The 25,458-nt window shown below is 71.8% G+C and carries 22 protein-coding genes; 12 read left to right on the forward strand and 10 right to left on the reverse strand.

Annotated elements, in window-relative coordinates; genetic code table 11:
* Positions 1-20: 20 nt before the first annotated feature.
* Positions 21-1,100, reverse strand: a complete 1,080-nt coding sequence (locus ACFOW4_RS11305; protein WP_377526889.1) for an inositol-3-phosphate synthase — start codon at positions 1,098-1,100, stop codon at positions 21-23.
* Between the two features lie 23 nt (positions 1,101-1,123).
* Positions 1,124-1,759 carry a PadR family transcriptional regulator gene (locus ACFOW4_RS11310; protein ID WP_354862695.1) on the reverse strand — a complete coding sequence of 212 codons (636 nt, stop codon included), beginning with the start codon at positions 1,757-1,759 and terminating at the stop codon, positions 1,124-1,126.
* 175 nt (positions 1,760-1,934) lie between these two features.
* Between ACFOW4_RS11310 and ACFOW4_RS11315 the strand changes: the two genes are divergently transcribed.
* The 3 genes from ACFOW4_RS11315 (at position 1,935) to ACFOW4_RS11325 (ending at position 7,071) form a co-directional block, all read left to right on the forward strand.
* Positions 1,935-2,384, forward strand: coding sequence for a DUF5318 domain-containing protein (locus ACFOW4_RS11315; RefSeq protein ID WP_377526891.1), 450 nt, complete (start codon positions 1,935-1,937; stop codon positions 2,382-2,384).
* Positions 2,385-2,581: 197 nt separating this feature from the next.
* Positions 2,582-5,428, forward strand: a complete 2,847-nt coding sequence (locus ACFOW4_RS11320) for a transglycosylase domain-containing protein (RefSeq protein ID WP_377526892.1) — start codon at positions 2,582-2,584, stop codon at positions 5,426-5,428.
* A gap of 122 nt (positions 5,429-5,550) precedes the next feature.
* Complete coding sequence (locus ACFOW4_RS11325) at positions 5,551-7,071, forward strand: glycosyltransferase family 87 protein (RefSeq protein WP_377526894.1); 1,521 nt, start codon at positions 5,551-5,553, stop codon at positions 7,069-7,071.
* 43 nt (positions 7,072-7,114) lie between these two features.
* Here ACFOW4_RS11325 and ACFOW4_RS11330 read toward each other — a convergent pair whose 3' ends face one another.
* Both ACFOW4_RS11330 and ACFOW4_RS11335 read right to left on the reverse strand, forming a co-directional pair.
* Positions 7,115-9,391, reverse strand: coding sequence for a hypothetical protein (locus tag ACFOW4_RS11330; RefSeq protein ID WP_377526895.1), 2,277 nt, complete (start codon positions 9,389-9,391; stop codon positions 7,115-7,117).
* Positions 9,388-10,179 carry a deoxyribonuclease IV gene (locus ACFOW4_RS11335; protein WP_377526898.1) on the reverse strand — a complete coding sequence of 264 codons (792 nt, stop codon included), beginning with the start codon at positions 10,177-10,179 and terminating at the stop codon, positions 9,388-9,390. The genes ACFOW4_RS11330 and ACFOW4_RS11335 overlap by 4 nt, the downstream gene beginning before the upstream one ends.
* 628 nt (positions 10,180-10,807) lie before the next feature.
* On the opposite strand from ACFOW4_RS11335, the gene rpsF reads away from it, so the two are divergent.
* The 4 genes from rpsF (at position 10,808) to rplI (ending at position 12,452) form a co-directional block, all read left to right on the forward strand.
* Positions 10,808-11,098 carry a 30S ribosomal protein S6 gene (rpsF, locus tag ACFOW4_RS11340; RefSeq protein ID WP_007073791.1) on the forward strand — a complete coding sequence of 97 codons (291 nt, stop codon included), beginning with the start codon at positions 10,808-10,810 and terminating at the stop codon, positions 11,096-11,098.
* 78 nt (positions 11,099-11,176) lie between these two features.
* Positions 11,177-11,710, forward strand: a complete 534-nt coding sequence (locus ACFOW4_RS11345) for a single-stranded DNA-binding protein (protein ID WP_377526899.1) — start codon at positions 11,177-11,179, stop codon at positions 11,708-11,710.
* 41 nt (positions 11,711-11,751) lie between these two features.
* The gene (gene rpsR / locus ACFOW4_RS11350; RefSeq protein ID WP_007073789.1) at positions 11,752-11,991 is read left to right on the forward strand and encodes a 30S ribosomal protein S18; all 240 of its coding nucleotides are present in this window, start codon (positions 11,752-11,754) and stop codon (positions 11,989-11,991) included.
* A gap of 14 nt (positions 11,992-12,005) precedes the next feature.
* Positions 12,006-12,452 carry a 50S ribosomal protein L9 gene (rplI, locus tag ACFOW4_RS11355; RefSeq protein ID WP_377526901.1) on the forward strand — a complete coding sequence of 149 codons (447 nt, stop codon included), beginning with the start codon at positions 12,006-12,008 and terminating at the stop codon, positions 12,450-12,452.
* 118 nt (positions 12,453-12,570) lie between these two features.
* On the opposite strand, the gene ACFOW4_RS11360 is transcribed toward rplI, so the two are convergent.
* Positions 12,571-14,088 (reverse strand): hypothetical protein, encoded by a 1,518-nt coding sequence (locus ACFOW4_RS11360; protein ID WP_377526902.1) that lies wholly within the window; start codon positions 14,086-14,088, stop codon positions 12,571-12,573.
* A 398-nt stretch (positions 14,089-14,486) separates the two neighbouring features.
* Between ACFOW4_RS11360 and dnaB the strand changes: the two genes are divergently transcribed.
* Positions 14,487-15,887, forward strand: coding sequence for a replicative DNA helicase (gene dnaB / locus ACFOW4_RS11365; RefSeq protein WP_377526903.1), 1,401 nt, complete (start codon positions 14,487-14,489; stop codon positions 15,885-15,887).
* A gap of 26 nt (positions 15,888-15,913) precedes the next feature.
* On the opposite strand, the gene ACFOW4_RS11370 is transcribed toward dnaB, so the two are convergent.
* The 5 genes from ACFOW4_RS11370 to ACFOW4_RS11390 all read right to left on the reverse strand — a co-directional run bounded on the left by ACFOW4_RS11370 (position 15,914) and on the right by ACFOW4_RS11390 (position 21,747).
* A complete protein-coding gene (locus ACFOW4_RS11370; RefSeq protein ID WP_377526906.1) occupies positions 15,914-16,594 on the reverse strand; it encodes a maleylpyruvate isomerase N-terminal domain-containing protein in 681 nt (226 codons plus the stop codon).
* Positions 16,595-16,706: 112 nt separating this feature from the next.
* The gene (locus tag ACFOW4_RS11375; protein ID WP_377526907.1) at positions 16,707-17,093 is read right to left on the reverse strand and encodes a zf-TFIIB domain-containing protein; all 387 of its coding nucleotides are present in this window, start codon (positions 17,091-17,093) and stop codon (positions 16,707-16,709) included.
* 19 nt (positions 17,094-17,112) lie between these two features.
* Complete coding sequence (locus tag ACFOW4_RS11380; RefSeq protein ID WP_377526909.1) at positions 17,113-17,745, reverse strand: phosphoribosyltransferase; 633 nt, start codon at positions 17,743-17,745, stop codon at positions 17,113-17,115.
* 41 nt (positions 17,746-17,786) lie between these two features.
* Positions 17,787-19,145: a glycosyltransferase family 87 protein gene (locus ACFOW4_RS11385; protein ID WP_377526910.1), complete on the reverse strand. Its 1,359-nt coding sequence runs from the start codon at positions 19,143-19,145 to the stop codon at positions 17,787-17,789.
* A gap of 79 nt (positions 19,146-19,224) precedes the next feature.
* Positions 19,225-21,747, reverse strand: coding sequence for a putative bifunctional diguanylate cyclase/phosphodiesterase (locus tag ACFOW4_RS11390; RefSeq protein ID WP_377526912.1), 2,523 nt, complete (start codon positions 21,745-21,747; stop codon positions 19,225-19,227).
* A 1,020-nt stretch (positions 21,748-22,767) separates the two neighbouring features.
* Here ACFOW4_RS11390 and moaC point away from each other — a divergent pair.
* The 4 genes from moaC to ACFOW4_RS11410 are packed head-to-tail and all read left to right on the forward strand — an operon-like array spanning position 22,768 to position 25,458.
* Positions 22,768-23,259 carry a cyclic pyranopterin monophosphate synthase MoaC gene (gene moaC, locus ACFOW4_RS11395; RefSeq protein ID WP_377526913.1) on the forward strand — a complete coding sequence of 164 codons (492 nt, stop codon included), beginning with the start codon at positions 22,768-22,770 and terminating at the stop codon, positions 23,257-23,259.
* A complete protein-coding gene (locus ACFOW4_RS11400; RefSeq protein ID WP_377526915.1) occupies positions 23,256-23,726 on the forward strand; it encodes a molybdenum cofactor biosynthesis protein B in 471 nt (156 codons plus the stop codon). The genes moaC and ACFOW4_RS11400 overlap by 4 nt, the downstream gene beginning before the upstream one ends.
* Before the next feature lie 53 nt (positions 23,727-23,779).
* Positions 23,780-25,033: a molybdopterin molybdotransferase MoeA gene (locus ACFOW4_RS11405; RefSeq protein WP_377526916.1), complete on the forward strand. Its 1,254-nt coding sequence runs from the start codon at positions 23,780-23,782 to the stop codon at positions 25,031-25,033.
* Positions 25,030-25,458, forward strand: coding sequence for a molybdenum cofactor biosynthesis protein MoaE (locus tag ACFOW4_RS11410; protein WP_377526918.1), 429 nt, complete (start codon positions 25,030-25,032; stop codon positions 25,456-25,458). Before ACFOW4_RS11405 ends, ACFOW4_RS11410 begins: the two co-directional genes overlap by 4 nt.

Consider the following 25,458-nt stretch of genomic DNA (forward strand, 5'->3'; position numbering starts at 1 on the left):
CGATGTCGCTGGTCAGCGCGTCAGCGCTCGACCTCGCCGGCGATGAACTCCTCCACGGCCTGGTGGGCGTCGTGGTCGGCGTACTGCACGGGCGGGGACTTCATGAAGTACGACGAGGCCGACAGGATCGGGCCGCCGATCTTCCGGTCCAGTGCGATCTTCGCGGCCCGGACCGCGTCGATGATAACGCCGGCCGAGTTCGGGGAGTCCCACACCTCGAGCTTGAGCTCGGCGTTGAGCGGGGTGTCGCCGAACGAGCGGCCCTCCAGGCGGATGTACGCCCACTTGCGGTCGTCGAGCCACGGCACGTGGTCCGACGGGCCGATGTGCACGTCGCTCTTGCTCATCTCGTGCGGGATCTGCGAGGTGACCGACTGGGTCTTCGAGATCTTCTTCGAGACCAGGCGCTTACGCTCCAGCATGTTCATGAAGTCCATGTTGCCGCCGAAGTTGAGCTGGTACGTGCGCAGCAGCTCGACACCGCGGTCCTCGAAGAGCTTCGCGAGCGCGCGGTGCACGATGGTGGCGCCGACCTGGCTCTTGATGTCGTCACCGACGATCGGCAGGCCCGCGTCGGTGAACTTCTGCGCCCACTCGGGGTCGGAGGCGATGAAGACCGGCAGGGCGTTCACGAACGCGCAACCGGCGTCGATCGCGGCCTGGGCGTAGAACTTGGCGGCCTGCTCGGAACCGACCGGCAGGTAGCAGACGACGACGTCGACCTGCGCGTCGCGCAGCGCCTGCGCCACGTCGACGGGGGTCGCGTCGGACTCCTCGACGATCTCGCGGTAGTACTGGCCCAGACCGTCGAAGGTCGGACCGCGCTGCACGGTGACGCCGGTCGGCGGCACATCGCAGAGCTTGATGGTGTTGTTCTCGCTGGCGACGATCGCCTCCGCGAGGTCCATGCCCACCTTCTTGGCGTCCACGTCGAACGCCGCGACGAACTCCACGGCGGAGACGTGGTAGTCGCCGAAGGCGACGTGCATGAGACCCGGGACGCGGTCGTTCGGGTCGGCGTTCCGGTAGTACTCGACGCCCTGAACCAGGGACGAGGCGCAGTTACCCACACCGACGATGGCGACGCGGACGGAGCCCATAGCGTCTGCCTCCTTCTTTTCTGTCACGGCCGCTCTTTCCTGGTCTCTCCAGGCGGAGGCGGGCTGTTGTCTTCTCGTCGGCCACCGGCCGTCCCGTGCGGGACCGTCGGGGCTCGGCCGGAGCGCTCGTTGGCGATGAGCTCCTCCAGCCAGCGGACCTCACGCTCACAGGCGTCAAGGCCGTGGCGCTGCAGTTCCAGGGTGTAAGCGTCGAGGCGCTCGGCCGCCCGGCCCAGCACGTCACGAAGCCCTTCGCGACGCTCCTCGATCTTGCGGCGGCGACCCTCCAGGATGCGCAGTCGGGTCGCCTGGTCGGTCCGGGCGAAGAACGCGAAGTGCACACCGAAGCCCGTGTCGTCGTACGTCTCGGGCCCCGCCTGTGCGATCAGTTGGGCGAAGCGTTCCTTGCCCTCCGCGGTGATTTTGTAGACCACCCGACCTCGTCGGCTGGTCAGCGCGGGAACCTCCTCGGCGGTGGCGGGTGTCTCGGCGGCTTCGGTGATCCAACCCGCCGCCTGCAACCTGCGCAGGGTCGGGTAGAGCGAGCCGTAGCTGATCGCCGCCCGGATCGCGCCGAGTTTGGCGGTCAGCTCCTTGCGCAGCTCGTAGCCGTGCATCGGAGACTCCTGCAGGAGGCCGAGGATGGCGAACTCGAGCACTGCGCCGCCCTCTCTTTACCCCCGGCGCGGAGTGGTAACCGCCGCGATGTATCGGACCGATACATCGCACGTTAGCGGTTCGCGTGGATCAGGGCAAACCCCCGTTCCGGGTTCCTCCCGTCACGGATCGTGACCATGGTCGCCTGGCCCGGCCGGACCGCGTACCCTTCTCCGCATGCGTACGCAGCGCCAGGTCGTCGACTACTCGCTCCAGAAGCGAGCGGTGCTGCGTGAACTCCTGGCCGGCCGGGTCGGCACGTACGACGTCTGCGACGCGTCGCCCTACCTGAAGAACGCGGCCCGGTTCCACGGCGAGCCGACCGAACGGCGCTGCCCGATCTGCCGGAGCGAGAACCTGACGCTCGTCCACTACATTTACGGCGACGAACTCAAGCAGTCCGCCGGGCAGGCCCGGACACTCGCCGAGCTGCCCGTGCTGGCGATGACGCTGCGTGAGTTCCAGGTCTTCGTGGTGGAGGTGTGCCTCGGTTGTGACTGGAACCATCTCGTCGAGCAGTACCTGCTCGGCCGGGACGGGCTCACCGGTGACGCCGAGGGCACCGGCGAGCAGGACGCAGCGGGCACCGGCGGGGCCGGTCGACGGAGGCGAGAGGCGCAACGGTGATCCCAGCTCGATCGACCGGCTCCGGGGCCGCGTACCTGACCCGGAACGGCCGACGGCTCGTTGGTCTGATTGGCCCGATTGATACGGCAATGACACCCGCCCCCCGGCACCCCCGTGCCGGCGTGGCGGGTGAACCAGCTCACGGCAACCCGGTGGCGGCGCGGTCGCGCCCCACCGCGACCGGCAGGGTGTGAGGAATGAACTCGTACGGCGATTCCAGTTCTTCGCGCGGGCGGGCCCAGATCCCGGGTCCGGGCGGGGACCCCGGACCGGGGGCGGACGACGTGTACCGCCGGTCCGGCGGTGACTCCGGTGGGAGCGGCTGGTCGGCCCCGGCGGGCGCCGCGTCCCCCGGTCGCGCCTCGGTGACACCGCGGGCCGCCGCTGGCGGTCGCGCCTCGGTCGGTGGCTCCGCCGCCGTCCCCCCGCGTGGCGGCGCGGCCGGCTCGGCCTCCGTCGGCTCGGCGGCGGCCGGGCGGGCGGGTGCCGGGCGAGCCTCGGTGCCGGTGTCGCCGGCTCCGGGCGCGGGTCGGGCCGGCGCGGGACGCGCCTCGGTGCCCGTGTCACCCGCACCGGGTGGTCCGGCGGGCCGGGCCGCGGTGGGCGCCGCGGCCGTCGGTGCGGCCTCGGCCGGGCGGGCGAGCGTCGGTTCGGCGTCGGTGGGCGGACGGGCCGCCGTCGCGCGGGCCAGCGTGTCCCCGGTCTCCGGCGGGCCGGGCGGGCCCGGTGGCCCGAACGGCCCCGGGCGCGGTGGTCGAGGCGGTCGCGGTCCGGGTGATCCGGGCGCGGCGGCGCGGGCCAAGAAGCGCAAGCGGATGAACCTGCTGATCGCCGGGTTCGCCGTCTTCATCATGCTCGCGGGCCTGGGCGTCGTCAGCTTCACCTACTACTCGACCAACGTGGTCATGCCGGAAGAGATGCCGCTGCCGCTGTCCACCACGGTCTACGCCAAGGACAACAAGACGGCGCTCGCCAAGCTCGGCAGCGAGAACCGTTCCTTCGTCACCATCAAGGACATTCCGCAGCACGTGCAGGACGCGGTCGCCGCGGCGGAGGACCGGAACTTCTACCGGCACTCCGGTGTGGACTACAAGGGCATCGTCCGGGCCGCCTGGAACAACGTCTCCGGCGGCGACAAGCAGGGTGCCTCGACGATCACCCAGCAGTACGCCCGCAACGCGTTCGAGAACCTGAAGGACGACACCTACGGCCGCAAGGTGAAGGAGGCGATCCTCGCCTCCAAGCTCAACGACAAGTACGACAAGCCGACGATCATGCAGCACTACCTCAACGTGATCTACTTCGGCCGGGGCGCCTACGGCATCGAGGCGGCGGCGCAGACGTACTTCGGCCATGCGGCGAAGGAACTGACGGTCGCGGAGGGCGCGGTCCTCGCCGCGTTGATCAAGCAGCCGGTCGCCAGCGACACCCACCGTGGCTATGACCCCGCGGTCAACCCCACGGACGCCAAGTCCCGGTGGCAGTACGTGATCGACGGTATGAAGAAGGAGGGCTGGCTGGACGCCCCGGGCCGGCCTCAGTCGCCCACCGCGTACCCGAAGGTTCAACCCCCGTCGAAGGACGGCGTCGGCTTCGGGGTGAAGAGCCCCCGCGGCAACGTCGTCAACTATGTCCGGCAGGAAATGGACCAGATGGGCCTCTGCTCGGACACCGGCGCGGCGGGCAAGACCAGCTGTGTCGACGCGCTCCGCGACGGCGGCTACCGGATCCAGACCAGCATCGACCCGAAGCTGCAGACCGCCGCCGAGAACATCGCGATGCAGTCGAAGAAGGGTTCGGAACTCAACGACCAGCCGAAGAACCTGATGGCGGCCGTCGTGTCCATCGACCCGAAGAAGGGCCGGGTGCTCGCCTACTACGGCGGCGACAGCGGGGCCGACTTCGACTACGCCGGTAAGAACACCGACAAGAACGGTGATCTCACCGGCGGCCACCCGCCGGGCTCGTCGATGAAGGTGTACACTCTCGCCGCGGCGATCGACGCCGGCATCTCGGTCAAGTCGCACTGGGACCCCACGCCGTTCAAGCCCGAGAACGCCAGGGACGAGATCGGCAACGCCAACCGCACCAACCTCAAGTGCGGCAAGTGGTGCACCCTCGAGGAGTCCACGATCCAGTCGTACAACGTGCCGTTCTACCACGTGGCCGACAAGATCGGTGCGGACAAGGTGGTCGGCATGGCTGCGAAGGCCGGCGTGACCACGATGTGGGGGGTGGACCCGCCCCAGGCGTTCGACCTGGCCAAGGCGGGCAAGGAGAAGAACCCGTTCGACCAGTACGTCGCGTTCGGCAAGTACCCGATCACCGTGCTGGACCACGCCAACGGTCTGGCCACGCTCGCCAACGACGGCAAGTACATCAAGGCCCACTTCGTCATCAAGGTCGAGCAGCAGGACCAGGACACTGGCAAGTGGAAGGTTGTCGCCAGCGAGCGCATCAAGCCGCAGCAGCGGATCGACAAGAAGGTCACCGACGAGGTGGCCGGCGTGCTGAAGCAGATTCCCGGCCCGAACAAGCTCTCGCTGGACAACGGCCGGCAGGCCGCCGGCAAGACCGGCACCTGGGAGTACGACAAGGACGACAACGCCCACGCCTGGATGGTCGGCTACACCCCGCAGATCGCCACGGCGGTCTGGGTCGGCAGCCGTGACCCGAAGAAGCCGGAGATCCGGCTGGCCGGCGGCAAGGACATCGGTGGTTCGACCCTGCCCGGTCCCATCTGGGAGAAGTACATGAACACCGCCCTCAAGGGCCAGGACGAGATCCCGCTGCCCAGCGTCACCGGCGAGGGCGACACCACGGCAGGTAACGGCAAGGAGCCGGCGGCTCCGCCACCCCCGATCCCGGGTCAGCCGGGCGGCCAGCCGGGTCAGCCGGGCCAGCAGCCCTGCGACCCGCTGACCAACCCGTTCTGCCCGCGCACCGACGGCGACAACGGTGGCGGTAACAACCCAGGTCGACCCGGCGGCGGCAACGGCGGCGGACTGCTGCCGAGCACGCCACCGACCACCTACCGGGACTGACCCCCGCGCCCCGACGCCGCCGCCGGCTGGACCACGTGTCCGGCCGGCGGCGGCGTTTCGGTACCCGGATCCGCGCGCCGGGACGGGACGCGCACCCCGGTCGTACGGCAGGATGCCTCTTCATGAGCACCCAGTCGACGCCCGGCATCGACGACGCCGGTACCACCGACCACCCGTCGCGTTCCGACGGGTTCGTCCGCGGCATCTCCGGCGTGATCGGCGGCCCGCTTGGTGACCACGCCGTGGCGCTGGACCGGCCGGCGGGCGGGGAACGCCGGTTCTGGACCGCGGCCCGGATCGTGCTGGCATTGGTCTGCCTGACCATCGCCCTGCACTGGGTGCAGAAGTCGCCCTGCCAGGACGGCGCCTGGCAGAACAACGTCCAGTACACCCGGTTCTGCTACACCGACGTGCTGGCCCTCTACTACGCCGAGGGGCTCAACGAGGGCAAGGTGCCCTACCGCGACCACCCGGTCGAGTACCCGGTGCTGACCGGGTACTTCATGGGGGCGCTCGGCCTGCCCGTGCACGCCCTCGGCGACGGCGACCCGGGAATCAACCAGGGTCAGTGGTTCTACAACCTCAACGCCCTGGTGCTCGGGGCGCTCGCGGTGGCCACGGTGGCGGTGATCCTGGCACTCCGTCGCCGACGACCCTGGGACGCGGCGCTGTTCGCGCTCGCGCCGGCGCTGCTGCTCACCGCCACCGTCAACTGGGACCTGCTCGCCGTCGGGCTGGGCGCGTTCGGGCTGCTGGCGTGGGCGCGTACCCGACTGGACCTGGCGGGTGTCCTGCTGGCCGGCCTGGCCGGGGTGCTGCTCGGGCTCGGCGGCGCGGCGAAGATGTGGCCACTGTTCATACTCGGGCCGATCCTGGTGCTCGCGATCCGCGCCGGCCGCATCCTGCACGCCGTCGTGTCGGTCGGCGCGGCCGCGCTGACGGTCGTGCTGGTGAACCTGCCGGCCGCGTGGAGCTACCCGGAGAACTGGGACCGGTTCTTCGAGCTGAACAGCACCCGCCCCATCGACTGGGGCACGCTCTGGTACATCGGGCGCTACCTCGACGGCAAGGTGGGCAACGACCCCACCCGGCTCGGCCCGTTCGAGTGGCTGAACGTCAACATCGGCATGCTCAACCTGCTCTCGTACGCCCTGTTCGGGCTGGCCTGCCTCGGCGTGGCCGTGCTGGCGCTACGCGCGCCGCGCCGCCCCCGGCTGGCCCAGCTCGCCTTCCTGGTCGTCGCCGCCTTCCTCATCTTCAGCAAGGTCTGGTCCCAGCAGTTCGTGCTGTGGCTGCTGCCCCTCGCGGTGCTGGCCCGTCCGAAATGGGGCGCCTTCCTCGCCTGGCAGCTCGCCGAGGTCTGCTACTTCGCCGCCTTCTACGGCGAACTGCTCGGGGCGGCCACCAGCCGGCCGGTCTTCCCGGAGGGCGTGTTCGTGCTGGCCGCCACGCTGCGGCTGACCACCGTGGTGGTGCTCTGCGTGCTGATCGTCCGAGAGGTCCTGCACCCCGAGCGTGACGCGGTCCGGGCCACCTACGCGGACGACCCGGACGGTGGCGTGCTCGACCGCGCGCCGGACGCGCCGTGGCTGGACCGCTGGCGACGCCCCTCGCCCTCCCAGCAGGCCGTCCCCGTCACCTGATGCCGGGCGGGATCCCCCGCGGACCCGCCCGGCGACAGCCGCGTCAGAGCCGGTAGACCACTGCCCCGTCGATCTCCTCACGGGTGATGCCCAGCGCGTCCACCGGCGTGTCGATGGTGAACTCCCACGGCGTGCCCGCCACCTGGCCGCGCAGCAGCACCACCCTGCGGACGCCGAGGACCCGCAGGTAGTCGACGCTGCGCTGGTCGGGGAACGTCTGGGTCACCCGACGGACGTCGTCGAGCTGGCGGGGGGTGAAACCGCTGCCGCCGTTGACCACGTCCTGGAACCGGCTGGTCGACCAGAGCATCACGTGCTGGTCCAGGCTCTGGTTGCTGGGCAGCACCAGCATCGGACCACCCACCGTTCGCATCGCCGCCGGCTGGGTCGGCACCACCGGATGCGGCGTGCTGTTGAGGCCTTCGACCGTGACCAGCAGCAACGGGAGCAGGGTCGCCAGCCGCAGCCACGGGCCCGGCCAGGACGGAATCCGCTGCGCGGCCAGCTCCCGTACCCGGTCGGTGAGGGCGGTTACCGCGCCGGCGGCGAGCAGGCAGAGCAGCAGCGTGGCCCAGAGCATCAGCCGGCCCGGGGTACGCAGTGCGTTCCAGCCCGGCGCGTGCTCGAAGAGCGGGACGTAGGTGAAGGTGCCGTCGAAGAACCGGGTGCCCATCGCGAAGACCATGGTCACCAGCACCCCGACGAGCAGCAGCAGCCGCTGCCGCAACCGCCAGACCGAGAAGAACAGACCGCCGGCGGCCAGCGCGTACAGCACGAAGCCGGGCAGCAGGGTCATCTCCGGGTGCCACGGCAGGGCCGCCCGCGCCCCTTCGTGCAGCCCGCCCCAGATCCGCGACTCGGCAGGCGCGGTCACGAAGCCGGACGCCGGCGGCGAGAAGAGGGCGATGTCGCCGATCGTGCGTTCGGCGTACGGGTGCAGCTCGGTGACCTTGAAGTAGGGGATCGCCATCAGCACGCCGACCGCCGCGAAGAGCACCCCGCCGATCAGGTCGGCCAGGAGCAGCCGCCGGCCGAACGGGCGGGCCTGCCCGGTCCGGATCCGCCGCACGAACCAGGTGACGGCGGCGACGATAACCGCGCCGGCCAGGAAGTACGCGAACGGCAGCCCGATGCCGAAGCCGAGGCTGAGTTGCCAGGCCGCCACCAGCCAGCCGGCGTAGACCCAGCCCTCGTGCCGGCGCTCGGGCCGGTAGCCGTACCGCAGCGACCAGCCATGGCCGCGGGCCAGCATCGCCAGCGCCAGCGGGATGCCGCCGTTGGAGACCACGTGCAGGTGGCCGGCCTGGGCCAGCAGCCAGGGCGCGTAGGTGTAGGCCACTCCGGCCACCGCCGCGCCGATCCGGCCCGCGCCCAACTGCCGGGCCAGCGCGTACGTCCCAAAGGTGGCGAGCGCGTGCGCCAGCACGAACATGATGTTGTAGCGCAGCACCGCTTCCTCGGGGCCGTTGCCGAGCATGCCCGCTGGGGCGTAGCCGAGGAGCGTGTCGGAGAACGCGAAGCTCCACAGCTCGGGGAAGAACGTGTTGGACTGCCAGAGGTGCGCCGGGTCGGTCAGTAGGATGTGCCCGGACCAGGCCATCTGCCAGGCCTGCAGGCTCGGGTCCCAGTAGTCCTGCGGCAGCGTGTAGCGCGGGTAGCGCAGTGTCGGCCAGGTCATCAGCACGGCCAGCGCCAACGCCCCGAGCGTCGCCAGGGTCCACTCGTGGACCAGGAACCGGCCGACCGTCCGGAGCGCACGGCTGAGCTGGCTGGGCGCCGGCTCGGGAGTGGAGGCGAACGCCTTCCAACGCTCCGGCTCCGACGGCTCACCGTCCGCGTCGCCCTTGGCCGCGTCGCCCTTGGCAGCGTCGCCCTTCGCTGCGTCGGCCGTGCCGTCGCCGTCCACTGCGCGCTCGGCCTTCGGGGAGTCACTGATGGCTGACTCAGTCTTCGACGACTCAGCCTTCGCTTGGTCGCCCTTCGCTAGGTCACCCTTTGTGGGGTCGTCCTGAGCCTTGGCTGCGGCGCCGTTCCGGGCACCGTCGCGTGCGGCCCCGCTCTCCGTCGCGTTGCCGCCCATGGCGTCGTCGTGGGTGCCGCCGCTGTCCGTGGCGTTGTCCTTCTCCGCGCCCGCGCCGCCGGTGGTCGGGGCGCCGGCGTCAGCGCTGGCCGTACCCGTGTCCGTGCTCTTGTCCGTGCCCGCCGCCTCGGCGGCGTCGGCCGCGCTGTCGACGGCGGGCCGGGTGGCCGGCGGTGCGTCAGCCTCGTCGGTGGGGGAGGTGGGCCGGGCGCTGCCGGTCCCGGGCTGTCCGGTCGTCATGCCGCCGGGGTCTCCGTCCCGAGCTGGTGGCGGAGGAAGTCGATGTCGGCGCTCTGCCCGGCCACGCCGCCCGGGGTCTCGACCACGACCGGTGCCCCGGCGGCCCGGATCACCGCCACCACCAGCTCCGGGTCGATCGTCCCCCCGCCGAGGTTGTCGTGCCGGTCCTGGCCGGAGTTGAACGCGCCCTTGGAGTTGTTGGCGTGGATCAGGTCGATCCGACCGGTGATGGCCTTGACCCGGTCGACCAGGCCGAGCAGGTCCTCACCGCCGGCGTGGGCGTGGCAGGTGTCCAGGCAGAAGCCGACCTCGTAGTCGCCGACGGCGTCCCAGAGCCGGGCCAGCGCGTCGAGCCGACGGGCGCACGCGTTGTCGCCGCCGGCGGTGTTCTCGATCAGGACCGGGACGCCGAAGCCGCCGGAGTCGGCCGCGTACGCGAAGGTCTTGCGCCAGTTGTCGAAGCCGACCGCCGGGTCGTCGCCGGCGTTGACGTGCCCGCCATGGACGATCAGGCCCTTGGCGCCGATCGCCGCGGCCGCGTTCGCGTGGCCGAGCAGCAGCTTCCGGCTGGGGATCCGGATGCGGTTGTTGAGGGTGGCGACGTTGATGACGTACGGCGCGTGTACGTAGAGGTCGACCTCCGCCGCGCGCAGCCGCTCGGCGTCCTCCCGTGGCTTGGGCGCCTTCCACCCCTGCGGGTCGGAGAGGAAGAACTGCACGGTGTCCGCGGCCCGGGCGGCCGCCTCCGCCAGCGGGTCGGTCGAATCGACGTGGGCTCCGATACGCATGCGAGCGAGCCTACGTCGCGACCCCGACGGGCGGGGTGACGCCCGCCGCCGGCCGCGCGTCACCGGAGGCACCGACGATCGTTGATGGGATGGAACCGACGGCCAGCTTCCGGTAAGCCGGCGGCGCGAGCGCCGCGTACGGCAGCCGGTGGCCGACGGACCGACAGCGAGGGCACCCCGCCGCGCGGCCCGGCGCGGTGGGGGCGGCCCCTCGGGACAACGGACCCGCCGATGAATAATCTCGGAAAATTGTGGCATTTCCCCCGACAAGTGACGAGAGCCGTTGTATCGTCAGGTAACAACACGATAAAGCTCCGCGGGGCGTCTCCGGTCCAACCTCATCGGTGTGGTCGTTCCTCCCCAGGTCCCACCCAAGGAATGCGGACGGGACGCCCCGCGGCCTCGTTGACGGGGGCCCACCACCGACCGGTGACGGTCGGGCGGTGGGCCCCCGTCGGCATGCTCACCAGGGGTCGGCGGACCACTGGCGGGCATGATCGTCCGGACCGGGTATTCTGGTCCGGTTGTCCGCGTCCGGCCGGGTTCCCCCGGCACGTGCGGGCAGCGACGCACGACCTCCTGCCACGGAAGGACCGTGGCCGCTTAGCCCACAGGAGGTGAGCACGTCTTGCGTCATTACGAGATCATGGTGATCCTCGACCCCAGCCTCGAGGAGCGCACCGTCGCCCCGTCGCTCGACACGTACCTGAACGTGATTCGGACCGCGGGTGGCTCGGTTGAGAAGACCGACGTGTGGGGCCGCCGGCGCCTCGCGTACGAGATCAACAAAAAGGCCGAGGGCATCTACGCCGTCGTCGACCTGCAGGCCACGCCTGCTGCCGTGGCCGAGCTGGACCGTCAGCTCCGGCTCAACGAGTCCGTGCTGCGCACCAAGGTCATCCGGCCGGAGATGCGCTAAGCATTCAACCCGGTTCGCCCGGATCAGCCTCAGCGGCTCTGTCATACGGCTCTGCGAGCCTGTACGACGAGACGCTGAGTGCGCGAGGAGATGGTCATGGCAGGAGACACCACCATCACGGTCATCGGCAACCTGACCGATGACCCCGAGTTGCGGTTCACCCCCAGCGGCGCCGCGGTCGCCAAGTTCCGGGTCGCTTCGACGCCCCGGTTCATGGACAAGGCCTCCGGTGAGTGGAAGGACGGCGAGCCGCTCTTCCTGGCGTGCACGGTCTGGCGTCAGGCCGCCGAGCACGTCGCCGAGTCGCTGCAGCGGGGCGCCCGCGTGATCGTGTCGGGCCGGCTTCGTCAGCGGTCCTACGAGACCCGCGAGGGCGAGAAGCGCACCGTCATCGAGCTCGAGGTCGACGAGATCGGCCCGTCGCTGCGCTACGCCACGGCGAAGGTGCAGAAGATGTCCCGCTCCGGCGGGGCTGGCGGTGGGTTCGGTTCCGGTGGCGGTGGTGGCAACCAGGGCGGCGGAGGCAACTTCGACGACCCGTGGGCCTCGGCCGCACCTTCTCCCGCGCGTGCAGGTTCGGGCGGCAATTTCGACGAGGAGCCCCCGTTCTAATGGCGCCGAGCGCCCGCGATCGCAAACCAGGAGCACGAGCAATGGCCAAGGCTGCGGCACTTCGCAAGCCGAAGAAGAAGGTGAACCCGCTCGACAAGGACGGGATCACCTACATCGATTACAAGGACACCGCGCTGCTGCGCAAGTTCATCTCCGACCGCGGCAAGATCCGCGCTCGGCGGGTGACCGGCGTCACCTCGCAGCAGCAGCGGCAGATCGCCCGTGCGGTCAAGAACGCCCGTGAGATGGCGCTCCTGCCGTACACCGCCACGGCCCGCTGAGAGGAGGCACCGACATGAAGATCATCCTGACTCAGGAAGTTTCCGGTCTCGGTGCCCCCGGCGACATCGTCGAGGTCAAGAACGGCTACGGCCGTAATTACCTGCTGCCGCAGGGCTTCGCGATCAGCTGGACCAAGGGTGCGGAGAAGCAGGTCACGGTCATCAAGCGGGCCCGCTCGGCCCGTGAGATCCGCGACCTCGACCACGCCAACGAGGTCAAGGGTCAGCTCGAGGGTCTGAAGGTCAACCTGAAGGCCCGCGCCGGCGACGGTGGTCGACTCTTCGGCTCGGTCACCCCGGCCGAGATCGTCGACGCCGTCAAGGCGGCCGGCGGTCCGGTCCTCGACCGGCGCCGGCTGGAGGTGCCCGGTCACATCAAGTCGACCGGCACCTACCCGGTGAAGATCAAGCTGCACCCCGAGGTGACGGCGTCGTTCAACCTGAACGTCGTTCAGGGCTGACGCCACCACGCTTCAACACGAGGGGCCCGTACCGAGCGATCGGTGCGGGCCCCTCGTGCACCCGCCGCCACCGCCGAAGCCCGGCGCCCCCCGCCTCGCGGGCCGTCGACCGATGCGGTCAGCCGATCGGCTGACCGGTCACCGCGCTGACCAGCACCGTGGAAAGGCCGCCACCCACCACCGCCGCGGCCAGTGCGATGGTGGCCGAGCGCCAGGTGGTACCCACCCTCCGCAGCAGTGCCGCCACCACCAGACTGCTCACCAGCGCCAGGCCGAAGCGCGGCGCGCCGGCCAGGAGCGACCCCAGCGCGTGCGACCGGGGTGACTCGCAGCCACCACCACTGATGTCGGTGACACATCCGGCCGGTGCCCGGCCGTCCAGTGTCAACAGCCAGACGAACACCAGCACCGCCGGCACGAGGTAGCAGGCGGCGGTGTATAGCAGCGGCCGGAACGGACCCCCCGGGTCCGGGTCGAGGAGATCGTCCTCCAGCCGACGTCCCCAGCCGCCGGTGCCCACCGTCGCGAGCCGCCGCCGCGCCGCCTCGGTCGACGCCGGCTCGGCCCTACGGCTCGGCCCGACCCGTGGAGCGGCCGTGCTGCGCGGGCGCGGAGCGGTGTACGCGACGACCGGCGATCGGGGCGCCGCCGACGGTGGGTCCATCCACCGCGGGTCGTCGTCGGCCAGCCGGGTGCCGGACCAGAACCCGCTCTCCCGGACCGGCCAGCTCTCCGCCTTTACGGACCGCCCCGAACGCGGCGGCACCGTCCGATCCAAGCGGTCGTCGTCCTCCGCGTACCGGTCCCACTGGCCGGTCTGGTCCGGCTGCTGCACCCAACCGCCGGTGCTCTCCGGCGCCGTCCACTGCCCGCTCGCCTCGGTCCGGTCCCACCGGTCGCCTCCCGGTGCCGGCGGCCACGCGTGCAGCCCGGAAGCGTCCCAAGGATCCACCGCGGGCGCGTACGACGGCTCCGGCTCGGCCCCCCGCGACCAGGGGTCGACCGCTGGCGAGGACCGGGACTCCTCGGTCGCCCGGCGGCTGCGCCGGGTGGGCCGCTGCGCTGCCCGCGACACCGGCTCGTCGACGGCCGACTCCTGCTCGCCCCCCGACCAGACGACCTGTGGACGCCCCGCCGGCGCGCGACGGGGACGGCGGTCGGGGGCCGCGCTTGAGACCGGCTCCTCCTCCACCGCGTCGGCACGCCGGCTGCCGACGTACCCCTGCTCCTGCGGGCGGTCGAGCGTCCACTCCCGGGTGTGCTCCGACTCCGGTGCCGCGCCGATCGCCGACGGCTCCCGCCAACTGGCCCCGCGGCCCCCTTGCCAGCTGCTCGCCGTCGCGGTGCTGCGCCATTCGCCGACGGAACGCGGCTCGTCGGGCTCGTCGTCGTCCGGCGCGGCGTGCCGGCCGCCGCCATCCGCGCGCCGCACTCCCGACTCGAGGGCCCAGCGGGGCAGGTACGCGTCGACCGGCTCGTCCTGCCCCCGGTCCAGAGCGGATCGGCGACCGGAGGGGCGGTAGCGTCCGCCGTCGTACGGGTCGACCGGAAGTGGATCAGCGGGATCACCCCACGGGGGGATCGGCTGGCGCTCGCGCGGGCTGCCCTCCCCGCGTCCCCAGTCCCGGTAACTCACGGCCGGAGCGTGACCCTTCTCAACCGAAAGCGCAATCCGCTGTCCAGGTGTAGCCGTTCGCTGGAGATAGTACGGGACGATCGTGTCGTCGGCCCGACCGAAATATTTCCCTCCACAGGCTGGGGACCGTGTTTCCGCAGCTCAGGGGCGTAACGACGAGAATTCCCCAAGAGTTGTCCACAGCCTGTGCACACGCTGCGCACATGCTCGTCCACCGGCGTCCACAGGTTGTCCCGAGGCTCGTCCACCGACCTTGTTGAGTCGCTGACCTCGTGGTCCGTATGGTTGGCCCCCGACCGCCGGCGCGATGACCCCCGATCGACCGGCCCGGTCGGACGGAAGTGTCACACCCGGGCGGTAGAGCTGGGACTGGATCCGGCGCAGTGGAGGGGGGACCCGTGTCGGTCACCGACGACATGCGGGCAGAGCCACGCTCCGGCGGGCAGCCGCCCGCGCAGCGCGACGGCGGGTTCGACAAGACCCCGCCGCAGGACGTGGCGGCGGAGCAGTGCGTCCTCGGCGGCATGCTGCTCTCCAAGGACGCCATCGCCGACGTCGTCGAGATCCTCAAGACCAACGACTTCTACCGGCCGGTGCACGCCACCATCTTCGACATCATCCTGGAGATCTACGGCCGGGGTGAGCCGGCAGACTCGATCACCGTGGCCGCGGCGCTGGCCGACTCCGGCGACCTGGTCCGCGTCGGTGGAGCGCCCTACCTGCACACCCTCATCGCGAGCGTGCCCACCGCCGCCAACGCCGCCTACTACGCACGGATCGTCAGCGAGCGGGCCGTGCTGCGACGACTGGTCGAGGCCGGCACGAAGATCGTGCAGCTCGGCTACGGCACCGCGAGCGGCGGCAGCCGCGACGTCGACGACGTCGTCGACCTGGCCCAGCAGGCGGTCTACGACGTCACCGAGCGCCGGGTCAGCGAGGACTTCGCGGTGCTGGCCGACATGCTCCAGCCGACCCTGGACGAGATCGAGGCGGTCGGTGCCCAGGGTGGGGTGATGACCGGCGTCCCGACCGGCTTCACCGACCTCGACCGGCTGCTCAACGGCCTGCATCCCGGGCAGCTCATCATCGTGGCCGGCAGGCCCGGTCTCGGTAAGAGCACCGCAAGCATGGACTTCGCTCGAAATGCCGCTATCCGGGCCAACCAGGCGGCCGCCATCTTCTCGCTGGAAATGAGCAAGGTCGAGATCGTCATGCGACTGCTCTCCGCCGAGGCGCGGGTGCCGCTGCACGTGCTGCGCAGCGGGCAGCTCTCCGACGACGACTGGACGAAGCTGGCCCGGTGCATGGGCGAGATCAGCGAGGCGCCGCTCTTCGTCGACGACACGCCGAGCATGAACCTGATGGAGATCCGGGCCAAGGCTCGCCGGCTCAAGCAGCGGCACGACCTCAAGATGATCGTGGTCGACTATCTCCAGCTGATGACCTCGCCCAAGCGCACCGAGAGCCGGCAGCAGGAGGTCGCGGACCTGTCCCGGGGCCTGAAGCTGCTGGCCAAGGAGGTCGAGTGCCCGGTGATCGCGGTCAGCCAGCTGAATCGTGGCCCCGAGCAGCGCACGGACAAGCGGCCCCAGCTCTCCGACCTGCGTGAGTCCGGCTCGATCGAGCAGGACGCCGACGTGGTCATCCTGCTGCACCGCGACGACTACTACGACAAGGAGTCGCCGCGGGCGGGGGAAGCGGATTTCATTGTTGCCAAGCATCGAAATGGGCCGACCGACACCGTGACCGTCGCGGCGCAGCTGCACCTATCGCGGTTCGTGGACATGGCCATCGTCTGAGCAGGCGCGGCCGTCGGGTGGCGGCCTCAGCCCAGCAGTGGGAACCAGCCGGCCGACTCGCCCAGCTCCAGCCGGTCCCGGTCGGTGAGCGGGAGCCGTCCGGTCGCCTTGAGCAGGAACTCGTGGTCGTCCCAGGAGGCCGGACGCACCGCCTCGTCGCTCAGCAGCCCGTTCATGGTGGACACCGCGACCCGGACGGCCAGCGGGCCGGGCGGCGGCGCGTCGGGCAGTTCGGGCACCAGGTCCAGGTGGTGCACGACCGCCTCGGTGGTCAGGGTGGCCAGGAAGTCCGGCACCCGCAGCACGTGCCCCTGCGTGGTCACGTGGCCCGTCGGGTCCGCCGCCGCGGCGGCCCTGATCGCGGCCGGGGCGGTGTCCCGCCAGACCTGGACGATCCCGGTCGGTCGTTCGAAGGCGGTGGCGGAGCGGCGTACCCACCAGGCGTGGCGGGCGTCGTCATCGCCCCCGCCGGACGGGAATCCCCGCCAGTAGCTGACGTCGTCGACGTCCGCCGGACCGGCGACGGGGCTGGCGAGCGTCACCAGCGCCCGCTGGGCGTCGCAGAGGACGTGGAAGAGCAGGTCGGCGACCAGCCAACCCCGGCAGCGGGTCGGTCGTTGCAGGTCCGTGTCGTCCCGGTCAGCGATCACCGCGGTGATCCCGTCGTACGCCTGCGCCAGGGCCTCGTCCTGCCGGATCGGGGTCATGTGGTGCAGCCTCGCACGGCTCCGTCCGGCAGCCAACCGGCGCACGGCACGCTGACGCCGAGACGGGGCCGGGCGTGCCGCCCGACCCCGCGTCCGCCTGTCGTGGCTCGGCTCAGCCGAACATCTCGTCCAGGAAGCTCTTGTGCTTCTTGCGCTTGTAGTGCCCGTGGTAGCCGTGGTGCTGCTGCTGCCCGTGGCCGCCGTAGGCCGGTGCCGGCGGGTAGCCGTGCGCCGGCGGCGGGGGCGGCGGGACGGAACCGTAGCCGGGCTGGTGCGGGGCGGGGGGCGGCGGCGGGTAGCCACCCGGCTGCTGGGCGGGCTGCTGCGGCGGGCCGCCGGCCTGCTGGCGGCTCCAGTTGGCCTCCGCCTCGAACAGCTTCTCCAGTTCGCCGCGGTCGAGGAAGATGCCTCGGCACTCGCTGCACTGGTCGATGACGACGCCGCTGCGTTCGTACTGGCGCATTTCTCCATGACACTTGGGGCAGGTGAGAGTCATCACCCGACGGTACCCGGTCCGGTCACGCGGTCGCGGTGAGCGCCTCGGTGACCTCGTCGTCGGCCACCTCGTGGAAGTCGTCGTAGTAGGCGCTGACCGCGCCGAACTCCGCCGGTCGCTGGGCGCAGACCACCTGGTCGGCCTCGGCGGCGAGCAGTTCGTACGCCTCCTGGGCGCCGACCGGCACGGCGACCACGACGCGCCGGGCGCCGAGCCGCCGGCACACCTCCACGGCGGCCCGCGCGGTCGCCCCGGTGGCCAGGCCGTCGTCGACGATCACGGCGGTCCGCCCGGTGAGGTCCAGCGGCGGACGGCCGCCCCGGTAGAGCCGCTCCCGACGCTCCAGTTCGGCCTGTTCCCGCCGGTTCACCTCGGCGATGTCCTCGGGGCTGAGCCGGCTGGCCACCAGGTCGTTGAGCACCTGCACGCCGCCGGGGCCGAGCGCGCCGAAGGCGACCTCCCGGGCCCAGGGCATGCCGAGCTTGCGGACCACCAGCACGTCCAGCGGTGCGCCGAGTCGTTCGGCGACCACGCGGGCCACCGGTACGCCGCCGCGGACCAGCCCGAGGACGATGACGTCGGGTTCGCCGACGAGTGCGGTGAGCCGCTCGGCGAGCACCCGGCCCGCCTCGGCGCGGTCGCGGTAGGTGGTCATGCCTTCAGGTCTACGCCCTGCCGTGCCGATCCGTCCGGCGGTTACGCCGAAGAGGTCCGACCGGACAGCCGGACGGGCACCGGTTCGACGGGCGTTCGGTTCGTCGAACGCAGAGCGGGTGCCCAGGTCAGCAGGGCCAGCGGGTACAGCAGGTAGCCGAACCGGGTGGTGGGCATCAGCAGGATCGCGGCGAGCAGCCCGTACCCGCAGATCAGGGCGGTGGCGACGGCGGTGCGCGGCGGGCGGCGGGCGAGCCGGACGGCGATGGCCACGCCGGCCACGACCAGCAGCGCGGCGGCGATCAGCCGACCGGCGGGCAGTGCGGTGGCGATCAGGTGACCGGGGAACGGCGACTGGGCGGGGCTGGTCACCAGGCCGTGGCCCAGCGGGAAGCGCAGCACGTTCTCGGCCAGCGCGTCCCGGTCGACCAGCAGGGCGGGTAGCAGCGCCGCCACCGGCAGTCCGATCGCGCCGGCGGCGACCCGGCCGCCGGCCCGTCGGGTCAGTCCCCAGACGATCAGGACCAGGGCGACCGGCCAGGCGAAGAGCTTCAGGGCACCGGCCAGTCCGACCGCGAGACCGGCCCGGCCGGGGCGGTTGGCGGCGGCGAGTGTGAGCGCCAGCAGGCAGAGCGCGAGGACGGGCAGGTCGTCGCCCCCGGTGGCCAGGGTGAGGGCGCAGATCGGCAGCACGGTTGCGGCCTGGACGCCGCGCAGCAGTGCGGCGTCCCGCCGTGGCTCGGCGTCGCTGGTCCCGGTCGGAGGGGCAGCGGACGGTCGCCCGCGGTACGCGTCGCGCGCGGCGACGACGGCCAGGGCGAGCGCCAGCGCGGTGCCGACCGCGAACCAGATCCGCGCGTCGGTCCACCAGGCGTCGACGACGGCTCGGGGCAGGCCGAACAGGGCCATGCCCGGTTGGTACGGGGTGTAGCCGAGCAGTTGATCGCCGGGTGGCAGGGCGGCGATCGCGTCGTGGCCGAGGTACGGCGTGCCGTCCTCCAGCAGTCGACGGCCGGCCCGTTCGACGACCAGCACCTCCTCCTGCGCGCGGTCGGTGCGCCCGCCGGCCCGTTCGATGCTCTGCCAGAGCAGCGGCAGCAGCGTGGTGGTGGCCCAGGCGAACCCGGTGACCGCCCACCGGGCCGGCAGGGCGACCAGCCGGGCCGCCGGGGCGTGCCGACGGAGCAGGAGTTGACCGCTCACCATCAGCGCGGCGATCAGGTAGCCGACCGCGGCGACCGTGCCCCAGGCCCGGTGCGGCAGCAGCGTGGAGGTGACGGCGGTGATCGCGGCGAAGCCGGCCGAGGCGGCGTAGAGACCGAGGTCGAGGGCGAGCCCGTCGGCGGCGGAGTCGAGCCGGTGCCAGCGCCGGTGGCGGACGGGCGGGTCGTCGGCGATCACGCGCGCCAGTCTGGCAGACCGCGCTGGTCCACCGGCCGGTCCCCGTGCCGCCATCGGCGGACGTGGCCGGCGGGGGTGTTCAGGCGGGCAGGTGGGGAAGGCGGGCCCGTCCAGCCTGCCGGCGGCTCTGGGCGAGGTGGATCACCGCTCCGGCGTCGTGCAGCGGCGGAGCCAGGATGCCGGGTCGGCCGCCGGAACCGCGCTGGAGGGCGGCGAGCAGGGTGCCGGCCGGCATCGGCCGGGCGAACAGGTGCCCCTGGCCGGCGGCGCAGCCCAGCTGCCAGAGCGCCCGCCGCTGCGGCTCACTCTCCACCCCCTCGGCGACCACCTCCAGATCGAGGCTGCGGCCGAGGTCGAGGGTGGAGCGGATGACGGCGGCGGCCTCCGCGGAACTCTCCATCGCGGTCACGAAACTACGGTCGATCTTCAGCTCGTGCACCGGGATCCGGGAGAGCAGGGAGAGCGAGGAGTAGCCGGTGCCGAAGTCGTCCAGCGCCAGTCGGACCCCCTCGTCCCGCAGCCGGCTGAGCACACGGTCGACCACGTCCAGCTGGCTCAGCGTCAGCGTCTCGGTCAGCTCCAGCACCAGCCGGTCGGGGGGCAGGTCGTGAGCGCGCAGCCGGGCCAGCACCGAACCCGGGAACCGCGCGTCGAGCAGGCTGCGCGGGGAGACGTTCACCGCCACCGGTACGTCGAAGCCAGCGTCCCGCCAGCTCGCCGCCGCGATCAGCGCCTGGTCGAGGATCGCCTCGGCGAACGCCGGCAGCAGGCCGGAGCGTTCCACCGCCTCCAGGAAGCGCAACGGATCGATCATGCCGTGCGTGGGGTGGTGCCAGCGGGCCAGCGCCTCCGCGCTGGTCACCTCGCCGGTGCCCAGATCGACGATGGGCTGGAAGTTGACGGTGAACTCGTGGTCGGCGACCGCGCGCGGCAACTCACCGCCGAGGGCCAGCCGGCCCAGGTCGGCGGTGTCCCGGGTCGGAGCGTAGGTGGAGATCCGTTGGCCGGCGCGTTTCGCCTGGTACATGGCCACGTCGGCGCGGCGGAGCAACTCGGTCATCCCCCCGCTGGCCGGCGCCGCGGCGATGCCGCCGCTGGCCTCGACGCTGATCCGCATGCCGTCCAAGTCGAACGGTTCGTGCAGGGCGCCGAGCAGGGCCTCCGCCCGGTGCGCGGCCACCGCCGGGGCCGGCAACCCCCGCAGGAGTACGGCGAACTCGTCACCGCCGAGCCGGGCCACCAGGTCGCCACCCTGTGCGGCGCCCCGCAGCCGCTCGGCGACCTGGACCAGCACCTGGTCCCCGGCGGCGTGCCCGAGCGTGTCGTTGACCTCCTTGAAGTGGTTCAGGTCGATCAGCACCAGCGCGGTCACCCCGTCGGCGTGGCGTGCGGTGAGCTGCTCGGTGCCCTGGTCGAGCAGGTGCCGTCGATTGGCCAGCCCGGTCAACGCGTCGTGGGTGGCCGCGTAGGCGTGCTCGTCGGCGACCCGGGCCAGCTCCGCGTACGCCTGGGCGTTGCGCACCGCCGTGCACAGCGCGGAGGCGAAGGTACGCAGGGTGTACCGCTCCCGTTCGGAGAGCTGCACCGGGCCGCGGAAGCGCAGCCGCAGCACCCCGACGTCGACGGAACGGTCGTGCCCCTCGAGCGGCGCCGGGACGACGGTGCCGTCCACGTCGGTGGGCGTCGTCGCCGGTGCGTCGACGGTGATGCCGCCGGTGCCGCCGCGGATGACTCGGGGGCCGTCGCGCAGCTCGATCTCGACCTCGTCGGCGGAGAAGAGCTCGGCGGCCTGGGTGACGGCGGTGGTGAGGACGGTGTCCAGCTCGACCACGTTGAGCGCGTCGGTGGTCCGGGCCAGCCGCTGCCAGGCCTGCTGCTCGGTGCGACCGCGGATCCGCGCGGAGTAGGCCAGGTGCAGGCTCAGCACGAGTGGTGGGACGGCCAGTAGTAGTCGGGGATCCAGCCGGAGGATGAGCAGCGTGCAGACGGCTACGACGAAACGGACACCGAAGCCGGCCAGCCGGAGGTCAAGGTTGTTCAGGAACTGACGGGACACCCGGGTATTGGTCGCGAGTGCGATCACCGGGATCGCCAGGAGGTCGTCGAGCAGTGCTGCCACCAGGTAGATGGCCCCGAGCAGAGTGGCCAACTCCGCCACGCCGGCCGTGGGCCAATGCCAGTGGATGGCCTGAGCGGTGGCGCCCGCCCCAGCAGCCACCAGGATGTTCTTGCTGACGCCGAACGCTGTCTTGATCGTCGGCAGCTTCATGATGGCCGATGCGGCGCCGACGCCGATCCCGGTTGCCAACACCACCCAGGCAGGCGGAGCGACGGCCACCCCGATCACGATCGCCGTCTCGGTCCAGGTGATGGAATGGGTGGTGGATCTGATGCGGATCGGTGCCTTGATGATCGTCACGAGGGCTGTCATGAAGATCAGCGCGACGATCGTCGCTCCGTCGCCCACCGAGTTGGGTGGTCTGGCCAGCACGCCGGCACCGGCGACCAGTATCGGACCGGTGGCCAGTAGAGCGACGAGACCGACGAGCAACAGCAACTGTCGGTGCGTCCTGGTGGAGTTCTCTGATGTCGCCCGGCTCATGAAACTCCTGCCGTCGCCGACAGTTACGTGCTGACGACGGGAGCCTACCGCTGAGCGTCACTCGGATGTCAGTGCCATTCGCTGCCGCGCATTGCATGCTCCCTCCACTCATCCCGGCCGGTTCGGTATCCCGGGTCGGTCGATGACGAGAGCCTAAGGCGAAGGGAAAGCGGTTAGCAGCAATAAATGTCGGTATGCGCAACATTAGCCAAGACCGAGGGTTTTGTGACGTTCTGTCCATGACTCCTGAGCGGAGCGCGGTCGAACTGTTCAAGCTGCGCGTGAGCATGTTGCGAGCGCTGCCGAAAGAGGCTATCGACAACACTCCGACGTTCCTCGGTCAGTCTGACGGCCGAACGCCCAAGTCTCATCCGGAGTTCGGACCCAGCGTTCGCCCGGTCGGACGAATGCCTGCTTCCAGCCCAGGTCAGACCCGGTCGCAGGGTGCGGTCAACGAGATTGGTTCAAATTCCACACAACGTTAATGTTTCCTGAAGTGATCGTCCGAGCACCCACAGATGCGGAATCGGGGCCCGGTTGGAGATCAGGGTCCTGAGTGGCCTTGAGGTGCGTCTTGCGGGCGTCAAGTTGCATCTCGGGACGCCGAAGCGGCAGGCGGTCCTAGCGAAGCTGGCCGTGTCTCCGGTCAGCCCGTCGAAGTCGCTCGTCCGACGAACGAGCTGTGGCAGGTGGACCCCCGGTTCGCCGTGCCCAATGCCCGCACCTGCGTGGCGAATCTCCGACGTATGTTCGAATCCAGTGAATCGGGTCGGCGTCTGCTGAGCTGGCAACGGAATGGTTACCGACTGCAACTCGAGCCGTAACGAATCGACCTGGTCCATTTCGGGCGCGAGCACCACGACGTGTGGTTCCTCGTCGAGCGGGCTCTCCGTATGGACCCGTCGAACGTCTTGCTCGGCCAGTTCAGGCAGGCGGTGAGACTGCTGAAATCGTCGCTGGCTCCCTTCGAGCGCCGCCGGCGGAGTGAGCACCTCGTACCGCACCGATAGGCTCACGGCCGTGACCGAACCTGCGCAGCTCAGCCACGTCGACCGCGCCGGCGCGGCCCGCATGGTCGACGTTTCCGCCAAGGCGGTGACCGGCCGTCTGGCCGTGGCCGCCGGCCGGCTACGGACGACGCCCGAGGTCATCGACCTGCTGCACCGCGACGGCCTGCCCAAGGGCGACGCGCTGGCCGTCGGCCGGCTGGCCGGCATCATGGGCGCCAAGCGCACGCCGGAGCTGATCCCGCTCTGCCACCCGATCGCCCTGCACGGTGTCACCGTCGACCTGGCGCTGACCGTCGACACCGTCGAGATCACCGCCACCGCCCGCACGGCCGACCGGACGGGGGTGGAGATGGAGGCGCTGACGGCGGTCGCGGTCGCTGGTCTCGCCCTGGTCGACATGGTCAAGGCGGTCGACCCGGCGGCCTCGGTGGAGGCGGTCCGGGTGCTACGCAAGGAGGGCGGCAAGACCGGCGAGTGGGTCCGCCCGGAGGACCGGCCGTGATCCGGGCCCGGGTGATCGTCGCCTCCAACCGGGCGGCCGCCGGCGTCTACGCCGACACCAGCGGTCCGCTGCTCGTCGCCGGCCTGCGCGAGCTGGGCTGCGAGGTCGACGAGCCGGTGGTGGTGCCCGACGGCGATCCGGTCGGTGCCGCGCTGCGCGCCGCCGTCACCGACGGCGTCGACGTGGTGTTGACCAGTGGTGGCACGGGCGTCACCCCGTCGGACCGCACCCCGGACGTGACCCGGGGGCTGCTCGACTACGAGATCCCCGGCATCGCCGAGGCGATCCGCGCGTACAGCCGCGATCGGGTGCCCACCGCGGTGCTCTCCCGCGGCCTGGCCGGGGTGGTCGACCGGATGCTGGTGGTCAACCTGCCCGGCTCGACCGGTGGCGCCCGCGACGGGCTCGCGGTGCTCGGGCCGATCCTCGCGCACACCGTCGACCAGCTCCGCGGCGGCGACCACTGACCGGTCCGCGCCCAGGCCCGGCGAGTGTCGGTCGGTCCCGATAGGCTCGGCCGGTGAGCACGGAAACCGCACCCGCCGCCGATCGGGCCGTCGCGCCCCCGCCGGCGGGCTGGGAGGAGGCCCGCTCCCGGGTGTACGCGGTCGGCCTGGCCGCCGCGCTCCCCGCCGCCGCCCGGCCGCTGGCCGACACCGACGGGCACACCCTCGCCGAGCCGCTGACCACCCGCACCGACCTGCCGGCCTTCCCCACCTCCAGCGTGGACGGCTGGGCGGTGCGCGGTGCCGGCCCCTGGCGCGTGGTCGGGCGGGTGCTGGCCGGCAACACCCCGGCACCGCTGACCGAGGACGGCACGACCGTCGAGATCGCCACCGGTGCCATGGTGCCGGAGGGCACCACCGCGGTGCTGCGCGTCGAGGAGTCGCGCACCAGCGAGGGCCTGGTCAGCGGCACCCCCCGGGAGACGCCGGAGTGGCGTCAGCCGGGTGAGGAGGCGTCCGCCGGTGAGGAACTGCTCCCGACGGGCACGCCCGTCGACCCGGCGGTGATCGGCCTGGCCGCGTCCTGCGGCCACGACACGCTGCGGGTGCGCCGCGCGCCGCGCGCCGCGCTGCTGGTCTTCGGCGACGAGCTGCTCACCGCCGGCCCGCCCGCGACCGGCCGGGTCCGTGACGCGCTCGGGCCGGCGGTGCCAGCCTGGCTACGCCGGTACGGCTGCCAGGTCCGCCCCTCCGACGTGGTCGGCCCGGTGGCCGACACGCTGCCCGCGCACGTGGCGGCGTTGCGCGCGGCGCTGGCCAACACCGACCTGGTCTGCACCACCGGCGGCACCATGCACGGGCCAGTCGACCACCTGCACCCCGCCCTCGAGGCGCTCGGCGCCGACTACGTGGTCAACACGGTCGCGGTCCGGCCGGGCTTCCCGATGCTGCTGGCCCGGCTGGCGGGCGCCGACGGGCGGGTCCGGTTCGTCGCCGGCCTGCCGGGCAACCCGCAGTCCGCCATCGTCGCGCTGGTGTCCCTGGTCGCGCCGCTGCTCGCCGGTCTCCAGGGCCGGCCGATGCCGGCGCTGCCGCACGCGACCCTGGCCGAGCGGGTGCCCGGGCGCGGCGACCACACCCATTTGGCGCTGGTCCGACTCGACCGGGCCGCCGGCACCGCCCACCCGGTGCGGCATGTCGGCTCCGCGATGCTGCGCGGTCTGGCCGGCGCCGACGGGTTCGCGGTGATCCGGCCGGGCACCACCGGTGAGCCCGGTGACCGGGTGCCGGTGGTGCCGCTTCCGCTGCTGCCCGGGGAGCGCTCGTGACCGCCCCGGCGTTCACCTTCGGCGAGGTCACCGACCAGCCGCTCGACCGGGCTGCGCACGAGGCTGCGGTCGCCGACCGGCGCGCCGGCGCGGTGGTCTCCTTCCAGGGTGTCGTCCGCGACCACGACCACGGCCGCCCGGTGGTGAGCCTGGAGTACGAGGGGCACCCGAGCGCGGCGCAGGTGCTGCGCGAGGTGGCCGCCGAGATCGCCGCCGAACCCGACGTCTACGCGGTGGCGGTGTCGCACCGGGTGGGCCCGCTCGGGATCGGCGACGTGGCGCTGGTCGCCGCGGTCAGCACGGCGCACCGGGCGGCCGCGTTCGCGGCGTGCGCCCGGCTGGTGGACGAGGTCAAGGCGCGGCTGCCCATCTGGAAGCGGCAGGTGTTCGCCGACGGCACCGACGAGTGGGTCAACTGCCCCTGA

This window comes from Micromonospora sp. GCM10011542 (assembly GCF_042650685.1).
Taxonomy (GTDB): domain Bacteria; phylum Actinomycetota; class Actinomycetes; order Mycobacteriales; family Micromonosporaceae; genus Micromonospora.